Source organism: Ferdinandcohnia sp. GQ5 (assembly GCF_059759275.1).
Map to the genome: position 1 here is coordinate 1 of NZ_JCAXEW010000035.1, position 20,801 is coordinate 20,801.

Consider the following 20,801-nt stretch of genomic DNA (forward strand, 5'->3'; position numbering starts at 1 on the left):
TGTTATGGTTGGTCTTTTTTTGTTTTTCAAAACCGAAAGGTTTTGTGGAGTAAAAGAAGCTATTTACAAAAATAAGAATAAAAAATAGAATAAGTCGGGTTTCGAGGAGCAAAGAGTTCAAGGAAGCAAGGGAGCGACAACCGGAATGTACTGTGTACATGAGGATTGGAGTGAGCGCAGCTGACGCAGAAATCTGCCGCTCATCGGAAGCTGACCACCGAACACGGAAGTTAAGCTCTTGCGCCGATGGTAGTTGGGACTTTGTCCCTGTGAGAGTAGGACGTCGCTAGGCAAACGAAAGATCAACCGTTATGGTTGGTCTTTTTTGTTTTTCAAAACCGAAAGGTTTTGTGGAGTAAAAGAAGCGATTTACAGAAATAAGAATAAAAAATAGAATAGGTCGGGTTTCGAGGAGCAAAGAGTTCAAGGAAGCAAGGGAGCGACAACCGGAATGTACTGTGTACATGAGGATTGGAGTGAGCGCAGCTGACGCAGAAATCTGCCGCTCATCGGAAGCCGACCACCGGACACGGAAGTTAAGCTCTTGCGCCGATGGTAGTTGGGGCATTGCCCCTGTGAGAGTAGGACGTCGCTAGGCAATTAAGAGATCAACCGTTATGGTTGGTCTTTTTTGTTTTTTCAAAACCGTAAGGTTTTGTGGTGTAAAAGAAGTTTTTACGGAAATAAGGCTATCAAATAGAATAGGTCGGGTTTCGAGGAGCAAAGAGTTCAAGGAAGCAAGGGAGCGACAACCGGAATGTACTATGTACATGAGGATTGGAGTGAGCGCAGCTGACGCAGAAATCTGCCGCACATCGGAAGCCGACCACTGAACACGGAAGTTAAGCTCTTGCGCCGATGGTAGTTGGGGCATTGCCCCTGTGAGAGTAGGACGTCGCTAGGCAATTTAAAGATCAACCGTTATGGTTGGTCTTTTTTGTTTGAAAGAATAATGTAACAAACGCTTTTTCTCAAATGTTCTATAAAAAGAGAAACATGATAGACAAACACGGAAAGAGCTGCAAATTGAATAAAGTGAAATCAAATTGAACTGAAAAGCATTTTATATATGTAAATCAGCAAGCCTTGGAAAGAGTTCTACAACTGGATAAAATTAGTGAACCCCGAACCAGTAAGTCTCATAAAGAGGCTCGCAAATGGATGAAATTAGGATACTCCGAACCAGCAAGCCTCGGAAAGAGGCAAGCAGTTGGATAAAATTAGTGAACCCCGAACCAGTAAGTCTCATAAAGAGGCTCGCAAATGGATGAAATTAGGATACTCCGAACCAGTAAGTCTCATAAAGAGGCTCGCAAATGGATAAATTCAGGAAACTCCAAACCAGTTAGCTTTATAAGAAAGCGAACAATTAGAAAAAATAAAGAAATCCCAACCACATATAGGTAAAGATATCAATCCTTATGCCAAAAAAACACTCATCCCCCAAATTTGCCTAACCAACTCCGCCCTATCTCACCAACTTATTTTAATATCCCATACCAACTCCCCAAAAAATATAATCCTGAAACCTCCGACACCATTAATCCGTAATACCAATATAAACATCAAATAACAGAGGAGGACCTCAAATGCTTGCTGGATTCATCATCTGTTTTATTGTCGGGCTTTTATGTATTTTTATGGGGTATTTGACATGGAAGAAGAAGATTCTTTCTTTAATCGCCGGATATAATGAAGAAACGTTTAAAGGAGATAAGGAGAAGTTAGCAAAAGCAGTAGGTGTGTTTACGATTATTATCGGTGTTCTTACCATATTGCTTCCATTTGGTTTAGAATTTATAAGTGAATGGGTAGGACTTCTTTTCGGAGCAATTACTTTTGTTGGAACTATACTCCTAATTATTTATGTAAATCAACTCAATCGCCCAAAATAATCGAATCCCCCACTGAATCGTGAGGGATTTTCCCATTTATTTGTCTCTATCTACTACCTCTATTTTTTTACGGGAGTCATCGGGGATTTGCTTATGAAGGTGTACGAGTAGGAGTCCTCTTTTATAGCTTGCTTTAATCCGATCTTCTTTTACCGTGTAGGGGAGTTGTATTTCTCGTTGAAAGCTTCCTTGGAAAATACCTTCTTGAATGATATCAAAGCCTTTAAAGTTCAAATTGATTTTTCCTTGTACTTCGAGTGTTTGATGGTTTACATAAATGTCGACATCCTCAACTTTTGTTAACCCTGGTAGGCTTAGGACGACCAGTAGCTCATTATCTCCTTGGTAAAGGTTTAGTTGAGAATGGGCGTTATCGAAAAATGGGGTAAATTCATTCCAAAATTCATCACCAAAAAAATGGTCCCATTGCTTTCTCCAATTATTCATATTTTTAAATTGGTCCATTTTCATGGGCTGTTGTTCCCTCCTCAAAAATACATAATTCAACTAAAGTAGTATATGAGATTTCAATTAGGTATGTGCCTACTAGGAAATTTCGTGGAAAAATATGTTTCGGGTAGTATTCTTTAGGGAAAATGTTTAGTAAAATGAATACTTTGGTAAGCTAAGAGAAGGAAAGTTTCCGAAGGGGGAGTAAATTTGTTATCGAATGCATATGTAATGGTCCTCATTATTTTAGTGATTAATATTGTGTATGTGTCTTTTTTTACGATTCGGATGATCTTGACGTTGAAGGGGCAGCGGTATTTAGCTGCATTAATTAGTACGGTTGAGGTTGTTATTTATGTCGTGGGTCTTGGTTTGGTACTAGATAATTTAAATCAAATTCAAAATTTAGTGGCGTATGCAGTAGGTTACGGAATCGGTGTTATTGTTGGGATGAAGATTGAAGAGAAGCTTGCGCTCGGATATATTACAGTAAATGTAATTACTAAGGAATATGAGATGGATTTGCCGAAAAAACTGCGCGATGAGGGATACGGAGTTACGACATGGCAAACCCAGGGTAGAGAGGGAGACAGATTGTCGATGACGATTTTAACTCCTCGCAAATATGAGATGAAATTATATAAAACCATTACTGATATGGATCCGAAGGCGTTTGTGATTACGTATGAACCAAAGGCCATTCATGGCGGATTCTGGGTGAAGGCTGTTAAGAGAGGAAAGCTTGAAACATGAGTAAACCAAAAAAGCAAAAATTTGAAGTCAAACAAAATGAAACGATTGATCAATGCCTCGACCGAATGAAGGCAGAAGGGTATTTGCCTGTTAGGAGAATGGAAGAACCTGTCTTTCAGGAGGTGACGCGTAATGGGGGGATTGACGTCGAACCTTGTGGGAGAAAGATAGTTTTTGAAGGGATATTGCAGTAAAACACGAACATTAAAAATGAAATTTTTGTAAAACGTTCGATATTAATTGACAATTGAGCCACTATGTTGATAAGATTAGGTTAGAAAAAATACCTCATATAATCTTGGGAATATGGCCCATAAGTTTCTACCCGATAACCGTAAATTATTGGACTATGAGGGAAAAGTATAATTTTACCTATTCTTGATATAGAATGCCCAGGTAGGATTGCTTTCCCTTTTTGGAAATCAGTCTTTTTCCTGGGCATTTTTATTTTAACTTTTATCTTATACTAACGGCTATTTTTATTGAAATAATGGAAGGCTCAGATTTTTAAAGGAAATTATTCGAGCGAACTCGAATAACAATCTGGGCGAAAATACGCCAAGGTGTATTTGATTTATGACAATTTAGGAGGATCTTATGAATCCAGTAGTTGGTGTAATTATGGGAAGTACTTCGGATTGGGAAACGATGAAAGAAGCGTGCAATGTTTTAGAGGATATTGGAATTCCTTATGAAAAAAAGGTAGTTTCTGCTCACCGTACTCCAGACCTTATGTTTGAATATGCAGAAAAAGCAAAAGAACGAGGCATTAAAGTCATCATTGCGGGAGCTGGTGGTGCTGCGCATTTGCCGGGTATGGTTGCAGCAAAAACAACTCTACCAGTAATCGGGGTTCCGGTTCAATCACGTGCATTAAATGGGCTTGATTCATTATTGTCAATTGTTCAAATGCCAGGTGGAGTACCAGTTGCAACAGTTGCGATTGGTAAAGCAGGCGCAACAAATGCAGGATTACTAGCAGCTTCGATTCTTGGGACATCTAATCCAGAGTGGGATCAGAAGCTCGTTGATATAAGAGAAAACAAAAAAATTCAAGTACTAGAAAGTAGTGATGAACTTGAATAAGCAAATTTTACCGGGCCAAACGATTGGAATTATTGGTGGTGGTCAGCTTGGACGAATGATGGCCATTTCGGCTAGGGAAATGGGTTTTCTTGTGGCCGTTTTGGACCCAACGCCAAATTCCCCGTGTGGACAGGTGGCTGATATTGAAATTACGGCTAATTATGATGACCTAGAGGCTATCAAGGAATTGGCAAGCGTTAGTGATGTCATTACGTATGAATTTGAAAATATAGATTATGAGGCTCTTACATGGCTTGAGGAAAATGCAAACCTACCACAAGGGAGCCACCTTTTAAGAATTACACAAGATCGTGGTACTGAAAAGAGTGCGATTCAGGAAATTGGCTTACAAGTTGCACCGTTTCGACTTGTGGAGAATCAAGAGCAATTAGCTGAGGCAGTCGAGGAAATTGGATTTCCTTCCGTGTTAAAAACATGCCGTGGAGGCTATGACGGAAAAGGTCAATTTGTTTTAAAACAGACGGAAGATATAGAATTAGCAGGAAAACTTCTGGATTCTGGGGGTTGCATCTTGGAAGCATGGGTTCCGTTTCAGAAAGAAGTTTCTGTCATTGTTACACGAAATCCAGCAGGAGAGGTAAAGGCTTTCCCAGTAGCAGAAAACATTCACGTTGAGAATATCCTACACCAATCAATTGTTCCGGCTAGAATTTCTGAAATAAGAGAAACTAAGGCAAAAGAAATGGCGATGAAGCTTGCTTCCGAATTTCAATTAGTAGGAACATTAGCGGTTGAAATGTTTGTGACTGAGGATGGCGAAATCTATATCAATGAATTGGCACCACGTCCACATAACTCTGGTCACTATTCAATCGATGCATGTGAAACTTCACAATTTGAGCAGCATGTTCGCTCAGTATGTAATTGGCCGCTTGGAGAAACAACTCTGTTACGTCCTGTTGTGATGACAAACATTCTTGGTGAGCATGTACAGCCATTACTTGAGAAAGTATCACAATTATCAAGTGTGAAGGTTCATTTATATGGTAAAGCCGAAGCAAAAGTGAAGAGAAAGATGGGGCATGTTACCGTCTTAGGACAAACAGTGGAAGAGGCTTTGAAAAAGTCAGATATCTTACAAATTTGGCATGATTCACATATCCGCATTTAAGGAGGATTTTATATGATTGGTCGTTATACACGTGAGGAAATGGGGGCTATTTGGACGGAGGAGAATCGGTTCCGTGCTTGGCTTGAAGTGGAAATTTTAGCTTGTGAGGCTTGGGCAGAGCTGGGTGATATTCCAAAAGAAGATGTTGCCCTTATTCGCAAAAATGCATCCTTTGATGTGAATCGAATTAAAGAAATCGAAGAGGAAACAAGACATGATGTTGTGGCGTTTACACGTGCCGTATCAGAAACATTAGGTGAAGAAAGAAAATGGGTTCATTATGGATTAACATCCACCGATGTTGTGGATACAGCCCTATCTTATTTGTTAAAACAAGCCAATGACATTTTACAAAAAGACATAGAACGATTTATCAATATTTTAGCGGAAAAAGCGAAGGAACATAAACACACTGTTATGATGGGACGTACGCATGGAGTTCATGCCGAACCAACAACATTTGGTTTAAAGCTTGCTTTATGGCATGAGGAAATGAAACGTAATCTTGAACGCTTCAAGCAAGCTGCGGAGGGTGTTCAGTTTGGGAAGATTTCAGGAGCGGTTGGAACTTATGCGAATATTGATCCGTTTGTTGAGCAGTATGTGTGTGAAAAGCTTGGTATTACGGCTGCACCGATCTCGACACAGACGTTACAGCGTGACCGTCATGCGGCATATATGTCCGCATTAGCACTTGTCGCAACTTCAATTGAAAAATTTGCGGTAGAGGTTCGTGGCTTACAAAAGAGTGAAACAAGAGAAGTAGAAGAATTTTTTGCGAAAGGTCAAAAAGGTTCATCAGCAATGCCACATAAACGAAACCCAATTGGGTCTGAGAATATGACAGGATTGGCTCGTGTAATTCGTGGGTATATGATGACAGCATATGAAAATGTGCCACTTTGGCATGAACGTGATATTTCACATTCTTCTGCAGAGCGCATTATTTTACCAGATGCTACGATTGCGTTGAATTATATGCTTAATCGTTTTGGAAATATTGTAAAGAACCTAACTGTGTTCCCAGAGAACATGAAACGCAATATGGACCGTACACTTGGATTGATTTATTCGCAACGTGTGTTGTTAGCATTGATTGACTCAGGTTTAACAAGAGAAGAGGCATACGATACTGTACAGCCTAAGGCAATGGAAGCATGGGAAAAACAAGTTCCGTTCCGCGGGTTAATTGAAGCTGAAGAAAAAATTACGAGCCGTTTATCTCCAGCACAAATTGACGATTGCTTTGATTATAATTACCACCTTAAGCACGTAGACATGATTTTTGAACGCTTAGGCTTATAAAAATATAGAGTCGCTTAATCTGAATCTTTTAGGGGGAGTCAAGATGGACGTGAAAAAGCTTCGTTTACTGTATGAAGGAAAGGCTAAGAAACTCTATCAAACAGCTGAAGATTCCATCGTTTTAGTGGAGTACAAGGATGACGCCACAGCGTTTAATGGAGAAAAGAAAGCACAAATCGTTGGCAAGGGTCGATTGAATAACGAAATTACAAGCCTGATTTTTTCAAAACTTCATACGGCAGGAATCAAAACACATTTTATCGGCAAGCTTTCAGAAAATGAACAACTCGTCAAGCATGTATCAATCATACCGCTGGAGGTTGTTGTGCGGAACGTAGTTGCTGGCGGTTTTTCAAAACGAGTTGGAATTGAGGAAGGAACGGACTTAGTAAAACCGATTGTTGAATTTTACTATAAAAATGACGACCTAGGTGATCCACTTGTGAACGAGGACCACATTGAAGTTCTAAATCTTGCAACTAAAAATCAAGTCCTAGAACTTAAAGAACAGGCGCTAAAAATCAATGATGTATTACGTACTTTCTTTTTAGACCTTCAAATCAGATTAATAGATTTTAAACTCGAATTTGGTGTCACAAAAGACGGAGAGGTTTTATTAGCTGATGAGATTTCACCTGATACCTGCCGCTTCTGGGATATTGAAACAAATGAAAAATTGGATAAAGACGTATTCCGTAGAGACCTCGGAAATGTAACAGACGCTTATACGGAAATTTTAAATCGACTAGGGGGACAAATTGCATGATGTACAAAGTAAAGGTTTATGTAACATTACGTGAAAGTGTTTTAGATCCACAAGGAAGTGCTGTGAAAGGTTCATTGCACCAATTAAATTATAAAGAAGTATCCGATGTTCGTATTGGAAAGTATATGGAGTTAATGATTGAAGAAACGGTAGCTGACCTTGATAAAACGGTTAAGGAGATTTGTGAAAAGCTTTTAGCGAATACGGTAATTGAGGATTATCGTTATGAGGTTGAGGAGGTTGTCACACAGTGAAATTTGCCGTAATCGTATTTCCAGGCTCTAACTGCGATGTTGATATGTATCATGCTGTGAAAGATGCGCTTGGTGAAGAGGTGGAGTATGTATCACATACTGCAACAAATCTAGAAGAATTCGATGGTATTTTACTTCCTGGAGGCTTCTCTTATGGAGATTACCTACGTACAGGAGCACTTGCTCGTTTTTCAAATGTTATGGATGAAGTTGTAAAAGCAGCTGAGTCTGGAAAACCAATTCTTGGAGTGTGCAATGGCTTCCAAATATTATTAGAAGCTGGGCTTCTACCAGGTGCGATGCGCCGTAATGAAAAACTTAAGTTCATGTGTCGTCCAGTTGAACTTCGAGTCGAAAACAATACAACAATGTTTACATCTGAATATGAAGCTGGTGAAGTCGTTACTGTTCCGATTGCCCACGGTGAAGGAAACTATTATTGTGATGAGCAAACACTTGCTAGATTACAAGAGAATAATCAGATCGCGTTCACATATAACGGAACAAACCCAAATGGTAGTGTTGCGGATATCGCAGGTATTACAAATGAACGAGGAAATGTTCTAGGGATGATGCCTCATCCAGAAAGAGCGGTTGAGGAATTATTGGGTAGTGCAGATGGAATCAAATTATTTCAATCAATTGTGAAAAATTGGAGGTTGGCAGCACATGTCGTTACTTCTTGAACCAAGTCCGCAGGAAATTAAAGAACAAAAGATATATAGTGAAATGGGTTTAAGTGATTCAGAGTTTGAATTAATCGAAAAGATTATTGGTAGACTTCCAAACTATACAGAGACAGGTTTATTCTCAGTTATGTGGTCTGAGCACTGTAGCTATAAAAACTCTAAGCCGGTGTTACGAAAGTTTCCGACAACTGGTGAGCGAGTTCTTCAAGGACCAGGTGAAGGTGCTGGGATTGTTGATATTGGTGATAACCAAGCGGTTGTTTTTAAGATCGAAAGTCATAACCATCCTTCTGCAATTGAGCCTTATCAAGGGGCGGCGACGGGTGTTGGTGGAATAATCCGTGACGTGTTTTCTATGGGAGCAAGACCGATTGCTCTATTAAACTCTCTTCGTTTCGGAGAGCTAACTTCACCGAGAGTAAAGTATTTGTTCGAAGAAGTTGTAGCAGGTATTGCGGGTTACGGAAACTGTATCGGAATTCCGACAGTTGGTGGAGAAATTCAATTTGATGCTTCTTATGAAGGAAATCCACTCGTAAACGCAATGTGCGTTGGACTGATCAATCATGAAGATATTCAAAAGGGTCAGGCAAAGGGTGTTGGCAATACAGTCATGTATATTGGGGCCAAAACTGGTCGTGACGGAATTCACGGTGCAACCTTTGCTTCTGAGGAACTTACTGAGGATTCAGATGCAAAGCGCCCTGCAGTACAGGTTGGCGATCCATTTATGGAAAAATTGTTGCTTGAAGCTTGCTTAGAACTAGTAAAATCTGATGCACTAGTTGGAATTCAGGACATGGGCGCAGCAGGACTAACTAGTTCATCTGCAGAAATGGCGAGTAAAGCTGGCTCTGGTATTGAAATGAATCTTGACCTAGTCCCACAACGTGAAACAGGTATGACAGGTTATGAAATGATGCTTTCTGAATCACAGGAGCGGATGTTAATCGTTGTTGAAAAAGGAAGAGAGCAAGAAATCCAAGATATCGTAAATAAATATGATCTTGAAGCTGTGGCGATCGGTAAAGTTACAGATGACAAACAACTTCGCTTAGTACACAAGGGAGAAGTAATCGCTGATGTTCCTGTTGATGCATTAGCTGAAGAAGCTCCTGTCTATCATAAGCCTTCAAGCGAACCTGCTTCTTATCGTGAATTTAAAGAAATGAAGATTGAAGCTCCTAAGCTTGAAGATGTAAGTCAAACACTTGTAGATTTACTTGCACAGCCTACAATTGCAAGTAAAGAATGGGTTTATGACCAATATGATTATATGGTTCGCACTAATACAGTTGTTGCTCCTGGTTCGGATGCAGCGGTTGTAAGAATTCGCGACACACAGAAAGCACTCGCGATGACTACAGACTGTAATTCTAGGTATCTCTATTTAGACCCTGAGGTTGGGGGACAAATCGCAGTTAGTGAAGCTGCTAGAAATATTGTCTGCTCAGGTGGTGCACCTCTTGCAATCACAGATAACCTTAACTTTGGAAATCCAGAGAAGCCAGAGATTTTTTGGCAGATTGAAAAAGCAGCTGACGGAATTAGCGAAGCATGCCGTGTGCTAAATACACCAGTTATTGGTGGAAATGTGTCTCTTTATAATGAAACGAACGGTGAAGCAATTTACCCAACACCAGTTATTGGAATGGTTGGTTTGATTGACAATGTTTCTCATATTACAACTCAAGAATTCAAAGAAGTGGGCGACCTTGTGTATGTAATCGGTGAGGCGAAAGAAGAATTCGCAGGCAGCGAGCTACAAAAATTAATTCATGGCGAGATTTTCGGTCCGGTTCCTGAATTAGATTTAGAGATTGAAAAAAGAAGACAACAACAAGTATTAACTGCCATTCGTGCAGGCGTTATTGCTTCTGCACATGATGTGGCAGAGGGTGGCTTTGCAGTTGCATTAGCAGAAAAGACATTTGGGGCAAAGGGCTTAGGTGTAAAAGTACAAATTCAAGGAGATGCGGTAACTGAGTTATTCAGTGAAACACAATCTCGTTTTATCGTATCTGTGAAGAAGGAAAACAAAGAGAAGTTTGAACAGCTAGTAAGAGCTAATCTGGTCGGAGAAGTAACAGGCGATGGATTATTTATCGTTGAGGATCAAACTGGAAAGGAAATTATTAATCTACCAGTCGATGATCTAAAACGCACATGGAAAGGAGCAATCCCATGCTTGCTGAACTCAAAGGCTTAAACGAGGAATGTGGTGTATTCGGTATCTGGGGACATCCAGATGCAGCAAAACTAACTTATTATGGATTACACAGCTTACAGCATCGTGGTCAAGAGGGTGCCGGCATTGTTGTCAGTAATGGTGAAAAGCTTCGAATTGTAAAAGGAGAAGGCCTTGTGAATGAAGTGTTTGGCAATGGCCAACTTGAACAATTAGAAGGAAGTGCAGCAATTGGGCATGTTCGTTATGCAACAGCTGGGGGTGGGGGCATTCAAAATGTTCAGCCCCTCCTCTTTCATTCTCAAGTAGGTGGGCTAGCGATTGCTCATAACGGAAACCTTGTAAATGCAAATGACTTGAAGCATCAGTTGGAAAACCAAGGTAGTATCTTTCAAACGTCTTCTGATACTGAAGTTCTTGCACACCTAACTAGAAAAAGCGGCTATACAAAAATTAAAGATCGTGTCAAAAATGCCTTAACCATGTTAAAAGGGGCTTATGCCTTTTTGATCATGACGGAAAAGAAAATGATAGTTGCTCTGGATCCAAATGGTCTTCGTCCGTTATCACTTGGTAAACTTGGAGATGCTTGGGTAGTAGCTTCTGAGACTTGTGCGTTTGATATAATTGGTGCTAAATTCGAAAGAGATGTCGAGCCTGGTGAATTGATTGTGATCAATGATGAAGGCATTCAATCAGAGCGTTTCTCCTTAATGAATAATCGTGCAATGTGCAGTATGGAATATATTTATTTTTCACGCCCGGATAGTAATATTAACGGAGTGAATGTTCATACAGCCCGAAAAAATTTAGGTAAACAGCTTGCTATAGAGGCACCAATTGATGCCGATATAGTAACCGGTGTGCCAGATTCTAGTATTTCGGCAGCGATTGGTTACGCAGAGGAATCTGGAATTCCTTATGAGCTCGGTCTCATTAAGAATCGATATGTCGGCAGAACGTTTATTAAGCCGACCCAATCATTACGTGAACAAGGTGTGAAAATGAAACTTTCACCTGTTAATGGTGTTGTAGAAGGCAAGCGCGTTGTCATGGTGGATGACTCTATTGTTCGTGGAACAACAAGCCGAAGAATTGTAAAAATGCTTCGCGATGCAGGTGCATTAGAAGTGCATGTATGCATTAGTTCACCGCCAATTAAGAATCCATGCTTTTACGGAATTGATACCTCCACACATGAAGAATTGATTGCATCTTCACATTCAATTGAAGAAATGCGTCAAATCATTGGGGCGGACACATTAACATTTTTAAGTCCTGAGGGGCTTGTAAAAGCAATTGCAAGACCGTTTGAAGGGGAAACTCGCGGACAATGTATGGCTTGTTTTACAGGGAAATATCCGACGGAGATCTTCCCGGATACGGTATTACCGCATGAAAAAGTATTCAGCTAAAAAAAGTAGAGGTGTTCATAACGATGGCAAATGCTTATAAGCAAGCTGGAGTAGACATTGAAGCAGGCTATGAGGCTGTTTCCAGAATGAAAAAGCATGTTGCAAAAACAGTTCGCCCAGAAGTGATGGGTGGACTTGGCAGCTTTGGTGGAATGTTTGACCTATCAAAGGTAAACGTAAAAGAGCCTGTGTTGGTTTCTGGCACAGACGGTGTTGGCACTAAGTTGATGTTGGCTTTTATGATGGATAAGCATGACACAATTGGGATTGATGCGGTTGCAATGTGTGTGAATGATATTGTGGTTCAGGGAGCTGAGCCTTTATACTTTTTAGATTATATTGCATGCGGAAAAGCACAGCCCGAAAAAATCGAGCAAATTGTAAAAGGAATTGCTGATGGTTGTGAACAAGCGGGTTGTGCATTAATTGGCGGTGAAACTGCTGAAATGCCAGGAATGTATAGTGAGGATGAATATGACCTTGCTGGTTTTTCAGTGGGTGTTGCAGAAAAGTCTAAGCTTGTAACTGGCGCTTCAATTAAGCCTGGTGATGTTCTTATCGGCCTTTCTTCAAGTGGAATTCACAGTAATGGCTATTCACTTGTCCGTAAGGTTCTACTAGAGGATGGAGGATTGGACCTTCACAAAACGTACGGAAAAATCGGGCGTACATTAGGTGAAGAACTTCTTCAACCGACTAAAATTTATGTGAAGTCTTTATTAAAAGCAATGGAGAAGTTTGAAGTAAAGGGTATGTCCCATATTACAGGTGGGGGCTTTATTGAAAATATTCCTCGTATGCTTCCAGAAGGTGTAGGGGCGGAGATTGATTACGGTTCATGGCCAATTCCACCAATCTTTGATCTGCTTCAAGAGACCGGAAACCTAAATCGTGAAGAAATGTTTAATATATTTAATATGGGAATCGGAATGGTGTTAGCCATTAATGAGGCTGACCTCCATGAACTTCTTCAACTACTTGAAGAGCAAGGTGAAAAAGCATATATTATTGGCCGTATTAAAGAAGGTAATGGTGTAACCTTTGGTGGGGGAGCACTTGTATGAAAAAAATAGCTGTATTTGCATCAGGGAGTGGCACAAACTTTCAAGCCATTGCAGATTCGGTAAAAGAAGGTAGACTTGCAGCAGAAATTGAATTACTAGTTTGTGATAAGCCAGGTGCAAAAGTAATTGAACGTGCTTCAAAGGAATGGGTGGACACTTTTGTTTTTTCACCAAAAGACTATCAAGAAAAATCATTATTCGAAGCCGAAATTGTGGAAGCTTTACGTGAGAAAAAAGTAGAATTAATTGTATTGGCTGGATACATGAGATTAATTGGCGATACGCTTTTAAAGGCGTATCGCAACAAAATCATCAATATTCATCCTTCTCTTTTACCAGCTTTTCCGGGTAAGGATGCAATTGGTCAGGCATTTGAAGCGGGCGTGAGGACGACTGGTGTTACGATTCATTATGTCGATGAAGGAATGGATACAGGTCCAATTATTGCCCAAAAGGAACTTTCTATTGAACCAGGAGATACATTAGCAATCATTGAAGAAAAAGTTCATCAAATTGAGCATGAATTTTATCCACAGATCCTGCAATCACTTGTAACAGCAAAGAATTCTAGAGTAGGGAGCGATTCAAAGTGACAATCAAGCGCGCACTTGTCAGTGTTTCAGATAAACAGGGACTAGTTCCTTTTGTAAAAGGCTTAATTGATAATGGGGTTGAAGTTATTTCAACAGGTGGTACAAAGCGTACTCTTGAGGAAGCGGGACTCTCTGTCATCGGAATTTCAGAGGTAACAAACTTTCCAGAAATTATGGATGGTCGTGTCAAAACACTACATCCAAATATTCATGGTGGCCTCCTAGCGGTACGAGAAAATGAAGAACATGTAAAACAACTTCAAGAGCATGATATTACACCAATCGATTTAGTTGTTGTTAACCTATATCCCTTTCAACAAACAATTGCAAAACCAGATGTTCAGTTTGCGGATGCGATTGAAAATATTGATATTGGCGGACCTTCTATGCTTCGTTCTGCTGCAAAAAACCACAAATATGTAACAGTTGTTGTTGATCCACAGGATTACGATACTGTATTAGCGGAGATATCTGAAAAAGGTGAAGTTGCAGCACAAACAAAGCTTCGTTTAGGAGCAAAAGTGTTCCGACACACTGCTGCTTATGATGCAGTAATCGCTGAATTTTTAACAAATGCAGCGGGTGAGGAAAATCCAGAATCCTTAACCGTTACTTATGAAAAGAAACAAGACCTTCGTTATGGTGAAAACCCTCATCAAAAGGCAGCATTTTATAAAAAACCATTAGGAACGCATATTTCGATTGCGTCCGCAACACAACTGCATGGAAAAGAATTATCTTACAATAATATTAACGATGCAGATGCTGCCCTTCAAATTGTTAAAGAGTTCAAAGAGCCTGCAGCGGTTGCTGTTAAGCATATGAATCCTTGCGGAGTTGGAGTGGGTGCTACTTTAGAGGAAGCCTACCAAAAAGCATATGAAGCAGACTCAACGTCAATTTTTGGGGGGATTATCGCACTGAACCGTGAAGTTGATGCACAAACAGCTCATAAAATGCGAGAAATCTTCCTTGAAATTATCATTGCACCATCATTCAGTGAGGAAGCATTTGAAATTCTTTCTTCAAAGAAAAACCTCCGTTTGTTGACTGTTGACCTTTCAGATGACGAGAAGGTTGAAAAGAAACTTGTGTCCGTTCGTGGCGGATTACTTGTTCAAGATGAAGATTCATACGGATTGGAAGAGGCAACTATCTCTGTTCCTACTAAGCGAGAACCAACTGAACAAGAATGGGCTGATTTAAAGCTTGGTTGGAAGGTTGTAAAACATGTTAAATCGAACGCAATTGTGTTAGCAAAAGACGACATGACCATTGGAATTGGTGCCGGTCAAATGAACCGTGTAGGATCAGCAAATATCGCAATTAACCAAGCAGGTGAAAAAGCAAAAGGTTCAGCACTTGCATCAGATGCATTCTTCCCAATGGGTGACACAGTTGAAGCTGCGGCAAAAGCTGGCATCACTGCCATCATCCAGCCTGGAGGATCCATTCGTGATGAAGAATCCATTCAAAAAGCCGATGAATACGGAATCGCAATGGTCTTTACCGGAGTACGTCATTTTAAACACTAATTAGGAAAAGCGCAAGCGCCTTGATCAGCCCTGACAAGCACAAGACGAGCCATCCAGAAGGTTGTACTTTAACCTTCTAGATGGATTGGGTTGTGACCTCGAGGGGCTAGGCGCTGGAGCTAGACATTGTAGATATAAGTTAATCAAATTCGTTTGATGAGGTGAAAAAATGAAAGTACTAGTCATTGGCCGCGGTGGCCGTGAACATACACTTGCTTGGAAAGTCGGGCAAAGCCAAAAAGTAGAGACCGTCTATGTTGCACCAGGAAATCCAGGCATGCAGACGATCGCAACTTTAATAAACATTGATGAAAATGACTTTGATGGTTTAATAGAGTTTGCGAAAAAAGAACAAATCGACCTTACCCTAGTTGGACCTGAAGTCCCATTAATTAATGGTATCGTGAACCGATTCCAGGCTGAAGGCCTCGCGATATTTGGCCCAACAAAAGATGCTGCCCTACTTGAAGGTAGTAAATCCTTTGCGAAGGAAATTATGAAAAAGTACAATATCCCAACCGCAGAGTATGAGACATTCACTTCTTATGAAGAAGCGAAACAATATATCCTTGAAAAAGGAGCACCTATCGTTATTAAGGCGGACGGCCTAGCTGCTGGTAAAGGTGTTACAGTAGCTCTTAATTTGGATGATGCATTAACAAGTGTGTACGACATGCTTGAAGATAATAAATTTGGTGAAGCAAGTACTCAAGTAGTTATTGAAGAGTTTCTTGAAGGGGAAGAATTCTCATTAATGGCTTTTGTGGATGGGAAAACGGCTTATCCGATGGTGATTTCACAGGACCATAAGCGTGCTTTTGACAATGATGAAGGTCCTAACACTGGGGGAATGGGTGCTTATTCACCAGTCCCGCAAATATCAGACAATATTGTTCAAGAAGCAATCGAAACCATTATTAACCCAACAGTTAAAGCGATGGAAGAAGAGGGTAGAGATTTTACTGGTATCCTATATGCGGGGCTCATTTTGACCGCTAATGGGCCAAAAGTAATTGAATACAATGCTCGATTTGGAGATCCTGAAACTCAGGTTGTCCTTCCTCGTTTAGAAACGGATTTCATTGATGTTATAGAAGGATTACTTGATCAAAAGGAGATTTCCCTAGAGTGGTCAGATAAAGCAACACTTGGTGTCGTATTTGCATCAAAAGGATATCCAGAAAGCTATGAAAAGGGAGCAGTCATCGAAGGGCTAGACAACCTTGATGAGAAAATTACAGCTTTCCATGCTGGAACAGATTTGGTCAACAATCAGTTTGTTACGCATGGTGGAAGAGTGTTGACCGTTGTAGCTAGCGGTGAAACTCTTGAAAAAGCACAGGACTTTGTATACCAAGAAGCAGAAAAAATAAAGTGCTCAAATTTATTTTACCGAAAGGATATTGGGAACAAGGCGATTTCTTATAACGCAAATAATAAGAATAGCGCACAATTTGTGTGAATATCATACATTTTCGATATTAAAAACGAAATTCTACTACGGTAAAAATGCATTATAAAATAGGTAAGAGGATAATCCTCTTACCTTTTATGATGGATTTATTGGAGGAAGTTCTTTTAATGGTTCTGGTTCCTCTTGCTTTCTCTCGACATACTCTTGAAAGAGAGCTGTAAGTGGACAGAAACGAGTAATACCTTCTGCCACCTTCATTCCCCCAAGCATCGCCACGAAAATGAAACTTTCACGCCACGGACGTTTTACCATTTTAGCGGTAGCCCAAGCAAGCATCGTAAATCCACATGTAATGCGGACTAAAGCATTGATCATCCCTATATTCGGTTTCATTTTTTTTACCCCCGTTCAAAGATCTTTACCTTACCTCAAAAATTGTCAAAAAGTTTTACAATTTTTTCTTGAAGTCTTTAATGCACTAAATCAATTAATATGTTACTATAGCATAAAGCGCTTCCATAGCTTAAGGCAGAGATTGGAGAGATGGTTAATGGTTGGGCAACGTTACCGTTGGAAAAATAAGCAACTACGTGAACATGTTGCTGTCATAGATGGAAAAAAATCACCAACAATTCTATTAAAAAACGTCACATATTTAAATCAAATGTTAAAAAAATGGATCAACGCACATATCTGGATTTACCAAGATCGTATTGTGTACGTGGGTCAACAGCTGCCATCAAAACTTACCAACTGTGAAGTTGTAGAGTGTGATGGGAAATTTGTAGTGCCAGGTTACATTGAACCTCATGCACATTCATTTCATTTATATAATCCCCACTCATTTGCTCAATATGCATCCCAAACAGGGACGACTACAATCATAAATGATAACTTAGTGCTCGCATTACAAACGAGTAAAAAGAAAGCGTTTTCTTTTTTGGAAGAAATGAAAAACCTTCCAGTCACAATGTACTGGTGGTGTAGGTTTGATCCACAGACAGAAATTCATCATGAAGAGCAAGCTTTTTCTAATGGAAATGTGTTAAGTTGGCTTGAGCATGATGCTGTTGTTCAAGGTGGGGAATTGACGGGATGGCCGAAGTTGCTTGATGGAAATGATCTCATGCTTCATTGGATTCAAGAAGCGAAACGGATTGGAAAAAAGGTCGAAGGTCATTTTCCAGGTGCTTCTGAAAAAACATTAGCCAAAATGATGTTATTGGGTTCGGATTGCGACCATGAGTCGATGACTGGTACAGATGTATTGAATCGTCTTCTGCAAGGCTACACAACTTCATTGCGTAATTCCTCGATTCGCCCGGACCTGCCAAAAATTCTGGACGAAATACATGAAATAGGTATTGATCAGTATGATAAGTTCATTTTCACAACAGATGGTTCACCACCAGCGTTTTATGAACAGGGAATTATAGATAACATGATAAAGATCGCAATTGATAAAGGTGTACCAATTATCGATGCCTACAATATGGCAACAATCAATGTAGCAAGGCACTATAACATGGATAACCTCCATGGTATGATAGCTACGGGAAGAATTGCAAATCTAAATATTTTAACATCAAAAGAGAATCCAACTCCTGAATCTGTCCTTGCTAAAGGGGTTTGGGTGAAACGTGAAAATAAAGATCAACATGCATTTCCAGAATTTCCGTGGAAGAGTCAGGGCTTTACAAACCTTGCTACCAACTGGGAACTGACGCTTGATGACTTACAGTTTTCAATGCCGTTCGGAATGAAGATGGAGAATGCTGTTATTATGAAACCATATTCGATTTCCATTGATGCATCTTATGATGAAATTTCAATGGAACATGATGAGAGCTTCTTGATGTTAGTTGACCGGGAAGGGAAATGGCGTGTCAACACAATGATTAAAGGTTTCGCAAATCGCATTTCGGGGTTTGCAAGTTCTTTTTCAAATACGGGTGATTTTGTATTAATTGGAAAAAATAAAAAGGATATGCTTCTTGCCTTTAATCGCATGAAGGAACTTGGTGGTGGAATAGTTTTAGTTGAAAACGGTAACATTTTACATGAAGTCCCACTAGATATTGGTGGAATCACTTCGTCTAAATCTGTAGTAGATTTAAGTGTACTTGAAAAGGAGTTAGTTCGTTTAGTACGTGAGCGAGGTTATAATCACAGTGACCCGATTTATACATTAAGCTTTTTATCGTCTACTCATTTGCCTTATATTCGCATTACACCACAGGGAATTTATGATGTCATGAATAAAATGGTACTCTTTCCGTCAATAATGCGTTAAAATATAAAAGGATTTCAATTTTGATTTTCTATTAAAAAGGTTGTGTAATCAAATATGAAAAAGACTATATACATTCTAGGAATTCTTCTCTTACTCTTTTCAGCAGCTTGTAGCAATAAGGAAGCTGTAAAGCAACAGGAAGAGCATGAACCAAAACAGGTCCAGCCTGTAACAAAGGATGAACCAAAGGAAGAGTTTGAACATGTCTTTCCTTTAACAGGAATTGGAACAAACGAGGATGTAGATAGTCGTCCATTTGCAGTCATGGTCAACAATCATCCAAAAGCACGTCCGCAGTCAGGACTTCATATGGCTGATATAGTGTATGAAGTGTTAGCGGAAGGAGATGTAACTCGTTTCCTAGCTGTGTTCCAAAGTGAAAAACCAGAAATTATTGGACCAGTTCGTAGTGCTAGAGATTATTATATTGAGTTGAGCAAAGGCTTTGATGCACTATATGTAGCACATGGCTGGAGCCCAGAGGCTAAACAGATTCTTAACAGCGGCAAGATAGACAACATAAATGGAATGGTTTATGATGGCACTCTTTTTTGGCGTGCTGACCACAATGTTGCCCCACATAACTCATATATTTCATTTGAAAATATTGTAAAAGGGGCAGATAAGCAAGGATATTCAATGGAAGACGAGGTTCAAAGTTTTTCATTTTTATCTGAGAATGAGTTAGATGGCATTGAAGGCACAGCAGCTGAACATGTTCGAGTGTCCTATTCATCAAGAGATATATTTTCAGCAGTCTACGATTATAATGCTGAAAAAAGTAAGTATGAGCGTTATAGCGGAGGCGACCAGACAGTAGACCGTGAGACAAGTACACCGGTATTACTTGACAATGTATTGATCGTTGAAATGAATCATCGCTTTATCGATGATTATGGAAGACGTGCTGTTGATGTGACAACCGGAGGAAAAGGCTTTTTGCTTCAGAAAGGAAAGGCACAGGAAATCGAGTGGAAAAATGTTGAGGGAAGAATTGTGCCATTTGCAAATGGGGAAGAAGTCGGCTTAGTCCCAGGGAAAACATGGATTAATATCATTCCAACAACACCTGGAATCGCCGGTGCCGTATCGTTTGGAAACTAGAAAAAACATTTTAAAAAGGGAGAAATCACATGCAAATTGATAAATTACGTGGGAAAGAACTTGATCAATTATTTAATGCAATCCTATCACTAAACGATCTTGAGGAGTGCTATCGATTCTTCGATGATTTATGTACGGTAAATGAAATCCAGTCACTTGCGCAACGCCTTGAAGTCGCAAGAATGCTACAAGAAGGAAATACGTACCATAAAATCGAAACGGAAACAGGGGCAAGTACAGCAACCATTTCTCGTGTAAAGCGATGCTTAAATTACGGAAACGATGCCTATCAAATGGCACTCGATCGTGTCAAAGAAACGGAAAAACAGTAATTATGTGTGAAAGTCGAAACCTTGAGTTTCGGCTTTTTATTTTTTGTTGATTCGGTTAGTGGTATATTGCGAATTTAGTAATGGTGTATCGTCGTCGTATATGGAGTTTATATTGTGAGTTTTTTTACTTAATTAAAATTAAGAAGGAACATAACTTAAGGTAATTAAGTACTTCATCAAGTGTATGAGGAACATAACTTAAGATACATTAACAGGTTAAGTACTTCATCAAGTGTATGAGGAACATAACTTAAGAAACATTAACAGGTTAAGTACTTCATCATGTGTATGAAGAACATAACTTAAGAAACATTAACAGGTTAAGTACTTCATCAAGAGTATGAAGAACAAAACTTAAATTACATTAAGGAGTTAAGTACTTCATCAAGTGTATGAGGAACATAACTTAAGAAACATTAACAGGTTAAGTACTTCATCAAGTGTATGAGGAACATAACTTAAGAAACATTAACAGGTTAAGTACTTCATCAAGTGTATGAGGAACATAACTTAAGAAACATTAACAGGTTAAG

The 20,801-nt window shown here is 39.7% G+C and carries 20 protein-coding genes and 1 riboswitch; of the genes, 18 read left to right on the forward strand and 2 right to left on the reverse strand.

Going from position 1 to position 20,801, the window contains the following annotated elements:
- Positions 1 to 1,589: 1,589 nt before the first annotated feature.
- Complete coding sequence (locus tag AC6CHV_RS25680) at positions 1,590 to 1,895, forward strand: DUF3784 domain-containing protein (protein WP_341329752.1); 306 nt, start codon at positions 1,590 to 1,592, stop codon at positions 1,893 to 1,895.
- A gap of 36 nt (positions 1,896 to 1,931) precedes the next feature.
- Here the strand turns inward: AC6CHV_RS25680 and AC6CHV_RS25685 are convergent, their stop codons facing one another.
- Positions 1,932 to 2,366 carry an Hsp20/alpha crystallin family protein gene (locus AC6CHV_RS25685; protein WP_341329753.1) on the reverse strand — a complete coding sequence of 145 codons (435 nt, stop codon included), beginning with the start codon at positions 2,364 to 2,366 and terminating at the stop codon, positions 1,932 to 1,934.
- Between the two features lie 189 nt (positions 2,367 to 2,555).
- Here AC6CHV_RS25685 and AC6CHV_RS25690 point away from each other — a divergent pair, with 189 nt between their 5' ends.
- From AC6CHV_RS25690 to purD, 14 genes are all read left to right on the forward strand, one after another.
- On the forward strand, positions 2,556 to 3,098 hold the full coding sequence (locus AC6CHV_RS25690) for a DUF5698 domain-containing protein (RefSeq protein ID WP_498079930.1): 543 nt from the start codon (positions 2,556 to 2,558) through the stop codon (positions 3,096 to 3,098).
- Complete coding sequence (locus AC6CHV_RS25695) at positions 3,095 to 3,292, forward strand: NETI motif-containing protein (protein ID WP_498079931.1); 198 nt, start codon at positions 3,095 to 3,097, stop codon at positions 3,290 to 3,292. Before AC6CHV_RS25690 ends, AC6CHV_RS25695 begins: the two co-directional genes overlap by 4 nt.
- Positions 3,293 to 3,366: 74 nt before the next feature.
- A riboswitch (purine riboswitch) is annotated at positions 3,367 to 3,468 on the forward strand.
- A 227-nt stretch (positions 3,469 to 3,695) separates the two neighbouring features.
- Complete coding sequence (gene purE / locus AC6CHV_RS25700) at positions 3,696 to 4,184, forward strand: 5-(carboxyamino)imidazole ribonucleotide mutase (protein WP_341329756.1); 489 nt, start codon at positions 3,696 to 3,698, stop codon at positions 4,182 to 4,184.
- Entirely contained in the window at positions 4,171 to 5,316 is a 1,146-nt protein-coding gene (gene purK / locus AC6CHV_RS25705; RefSeq protein ID WP_498079932.1) for a 5-(carboxyamino)imidazole ribonucleotide synthase, read from the forward strand. The genes purE and purK overlap by 14 nt, the downstream gene beginning before the upstream one ends.
- A gap of 12 nt (positions 5,317 to 5,328) precedes the next feature.
- Positions 5,329 to 6,621: an adenylosuccinate lyase gene (purB, locus tag AC6CHV_RS25710; RefSeq protein WP_498079933.1), complete on the forward strand. Its 1,293-nt coding sequence runs from the start codon at positions 5,329 to 5,331 to the stop codon at positions 6,619 to 6,621.
- A gap of 49 nt (positions 6,622 to 6,670) precedes the next feature.
- A complete protein-coding gene (gene purC, locus AC6CHV_RS25715; RefSeq protein ID WP_498079937.1) occupies positions 6,671 to 7,387 on the forward strand; it encodes a phosphoribosylaminoimidazolesuccinocarboxamide synthase in 717 nt (238 codons plus the stop codon).
- A complete protein-coding gene (gene purS, locus AC6CHV_RS25720; RefSeq protein WP_498079938.1) occupies positions 7,387 to 7,641 on the forward strand; it encodes a phosphoribosylformylglycinamidine synthase subunit PurS in 255 nt (84 codons plus the stop codon). Before purC ends, purS begins: the two co-directional genes overlap by 1 nt.
- Positions 7,638 to 8,327 carry a phosphoribosylformylglycinamidine synthase subunit PurQ gene (gene purQ / locus AC6CHV_RS25725; RefSeq protein ID WP_498079934.1) on the forward strand — a complete coding sequence of 230 codons (690 nt, stop codon included), beginning with the start codon at positions 7,638 to 7,640 and terminating at the stop codon, positions 8,325 to 8,327. Before purS ends, purQ begins: the two co-directional genes overlap by 4 nt.
- Positions 8,311 to 10,539 (forward strand): phosphoribosylformylglycinamidine synthase subunit PurL, encoded by a 2,229-nt coding sequence (gene purL, locus AC6CHV_RS25730; protein ID WP_341329760.1) that lies wholly within the window; start codon positions 8,311 to 8,313, stop codon positions 10,537 to 10,539. Before purQ ends, purL begins: the two co-directional genes overlap by 17 nt.
- Complete coding sequence (gene purF / locus AC6CHV_RS25735; protein ID WP_121449513.1) at positions 10,515 to 11,933, forward strand: amidophosphoribosyltransferase; 1,419 nt, start codon at positions 10,515 to 10,517, stop codon at positions 11,931 to 11,933. Before purL ends, purF begins: the two co-directional genes overlap by 25 nt.
- 23 nt (positions 11,934 to 11,956) lie before the next feature.
- On the forward strand, positions 11,957 to 12,997 hold the full coding sequence (purM, locus tag AC6CHV_RS25740; RefSeq protein ID WP_341329761.1) for a phosphoribosylformylglycinamidine cyclo-ligase: 1,041 nt from the start codon (positions 11,957 to 11,959) through the stop codon (positions 12,995 to 12,997).
- Complete coding sequence (gene purN, locus AC6CHV_RS25745; protein WP_341329762.1) at positions 12,994 to 13,590, forward strand: phosphoribosylglycinamide formyltransferase; 597 nt, start codon at positions 12,994 to 12,996, stop codon at positions 13,588 to 13,590. Before purM ends, purN begins: the two co-directional genes overlap by 4 nt.
- Positions 13,587 to 15,125: a bifunctional phosphoribosylaminoimidazolecarboxamide formyltransferase/IMP cyclohydrolase gene (purH, locus tag AC6CHV_RS25750; protein WP_498079935.1), complete on the forward strand. Its 1,539-nt coding sequence runs from the start codon at positions 13,587 to 13,589 to the stop codon at positions 15,123 to 15,125. The genes purN and purH overlap by 4 nt, the downstream gene beginning before the upstream one ends.
- Before the next feature lie 169 nt (positions 15,126 to 15,294).
- Positions 15,295 to 16,587, forward strand: coding sequence for a phosphoribosylamine--glycine ligase (gene purD / locus AC6CHV_RS25755; protein WP_341329764.1), 1,293 nt, complete (start codon positions 15,295 to 15,297; stop codon positions 16,585 to 16,587).
- 87 nt (positions 16,588 to 16,674) lie between these two features.
- Here the strand turns inward: purD and AC6CHV_RS25760 are convergent, their stop codons facing one another.
- Positions 16,675 to 16,932 (reverse strand): YgaP family membrane protein, encoded by a 258-nt coding sequence (locus AC6CHV_RS25760; RefSeq protein ID WP_440273134.1) that lies wholly within the window; start codon positions 16,930 to 16,932, stop codon positions 16,675 to 16,677.
- 157 nt (positions 16,933 to 17,089) lie between these two features.
- On the opposite strand from AC6CHV_RS25760, the gene AC6CHV_RS25765 reads away from it, so the two are divergent.
- From AC6CHV_RS25765 to AC6CHV_RS25775, 3 genes are read left to right on the forward strand one after another with little or no spacing between them, the layout of a single operon-like run.
- A complete protein-coding gene (locus AC6CHV_RS25765; protein WP_498079936.1) occupies positions 17,090 to 18,832 on the forward strand; it encodes an adenine deaminase C-terminal domain-containing protein in 1,743 nt (580 codons plus the stop codon).
- A 54-nt stretch (positions 18,833 to 18,886) separates the two neighbouring features.
- Positions 18,887 to 19,936: a DUF3048 domain-containing protein gene (locus tag AC6CHV_RS25770; RefSeq protein WP_341329767.1), complete on the forward strand. Its 1,050-nt coding sequence runs from the start codon at positions 18,887 to 18,889 to the stop codon at positions 19,934 to 19,936.
- Between the two features lie 29 nt (positions 19,937 to 19,965).
- Entirely contained in the window at positions 19,966 to 20,268 is a 303-nt protein-coding gene (locus AC6CHV_RS25775) for a YerC/YecD family TrpR-related protein (RefSeq protein ID WP_099354963.1), read from the forward strand.
- The last annotated feature ends 533 nt before the right edge of the window (positions 20,269 to 20,801 follow it).

Bases quoted from the DNA above. Each gene is read 5' to 3' on its own strand.
- purK (WP_498079932.1), top strand. From the start codon at position 4,171: ATGAACTTGAATAAGCAAATTTTACCGGGCCAAACGATTGGAATTATT.
- AC6CHV_RS25760 (WP_440273134.1), bottom strand. From the start codon at position 16,932: ATGAAACCGAATATAGGGATGATCAATGCTTTAGTCCGCATTACATGT.
- purE (WP_341329756.1), top strand. From the start codon at position 3,696: ATGAATCCAGTAGTTGGTGTAATTATGGGAAGTACTTCGGATTGGGAA.
- purS (WP_498079938.1), top strand. From the start codon at position 7,387: ATGTACAAAGTAAAGGTTTATGTAACATTACGTGAAAGTGTTTTAGAT.
- AC6CHV_RS25680 (WP_341329752.1), top strand. From the start codon at position 1,590: ATGCTTGCTGGATTCATCATCTGTTTTATTGTCGGGCTTTTATGTATT.
- purB (WP_498079933.1), top strand. From the start codon at position 5,329: ATGATTGGTCGTTATACACGTGAGGAAATGGGGGCTATTTGGACGGAG.
- purF (WP_121449513.1), top strand. From the start codon at position 10,515: ATGCTTGCTGAACTCAAAGGCTTAAACGAGGAATGTGGTGTATTCGGT.
- purD (WP_341329764.1), top strand. From the start codon at position 15,295: ATGAAAGTACTAGTCATTGGCCGCGGTGGCCGTGAACATACACTTGCT.
- AC6CHV_RS25770 (WP_341329767.1), top strand. From the start codon at position 18,887: ATGAAAAAGACTATATACATTCTAGGAATTCTTCTCTTACTCTTTTCA.
- AC6CHV_RS25695 (WP_498079931.1), top strand. From the start codon at position 3,095: ATGAGTAAACCAAAAAAGCAAAAATTTGAAGTCAAACAAAATGAAACG.
- AC6CHV_RS25765 (WP_498079936.1), top strand. From the start codon at position 17,090: ATGGTTGGGCAACGTTACCGTTGGAAAAATAAGCAACTACGTGAACAT.
- AC6CHV_RS25685 (WP_341329753.1), bottom strand. From the start codon at position 2,366: ATGAAAATGGACCAATTTAAAAATATGAATAATTGGAGAAAGCAATGG.
- purM (WP_341329761.1), top strand. From the start codon at position 11,957: ATGGCAAATGCTTATAAGCAAGCTGGAGTAGACATTGAAGCAGGCTAT.
- purL (WP_341329760.1), top strand. From the start codon at position 8,311: ATGTCGTTACTTCTTGAACCAAGTCCGCAGGAAATTAAAGAACAAAAG.
- AC6CHV_RS25775 (WP_099354963.1), top strand. From the start codon at position 19,966: ATGCAAATTGATAAATTACGTGGGAAAGAACTTGATCAATTATTTAAT.
- purN (WP_341329762.1), top strand. From the start codon at position 12,994: ATGAAAAAAATAGCTGTATTTGCATCAGGGAGTGGCACAAACTTTCAA.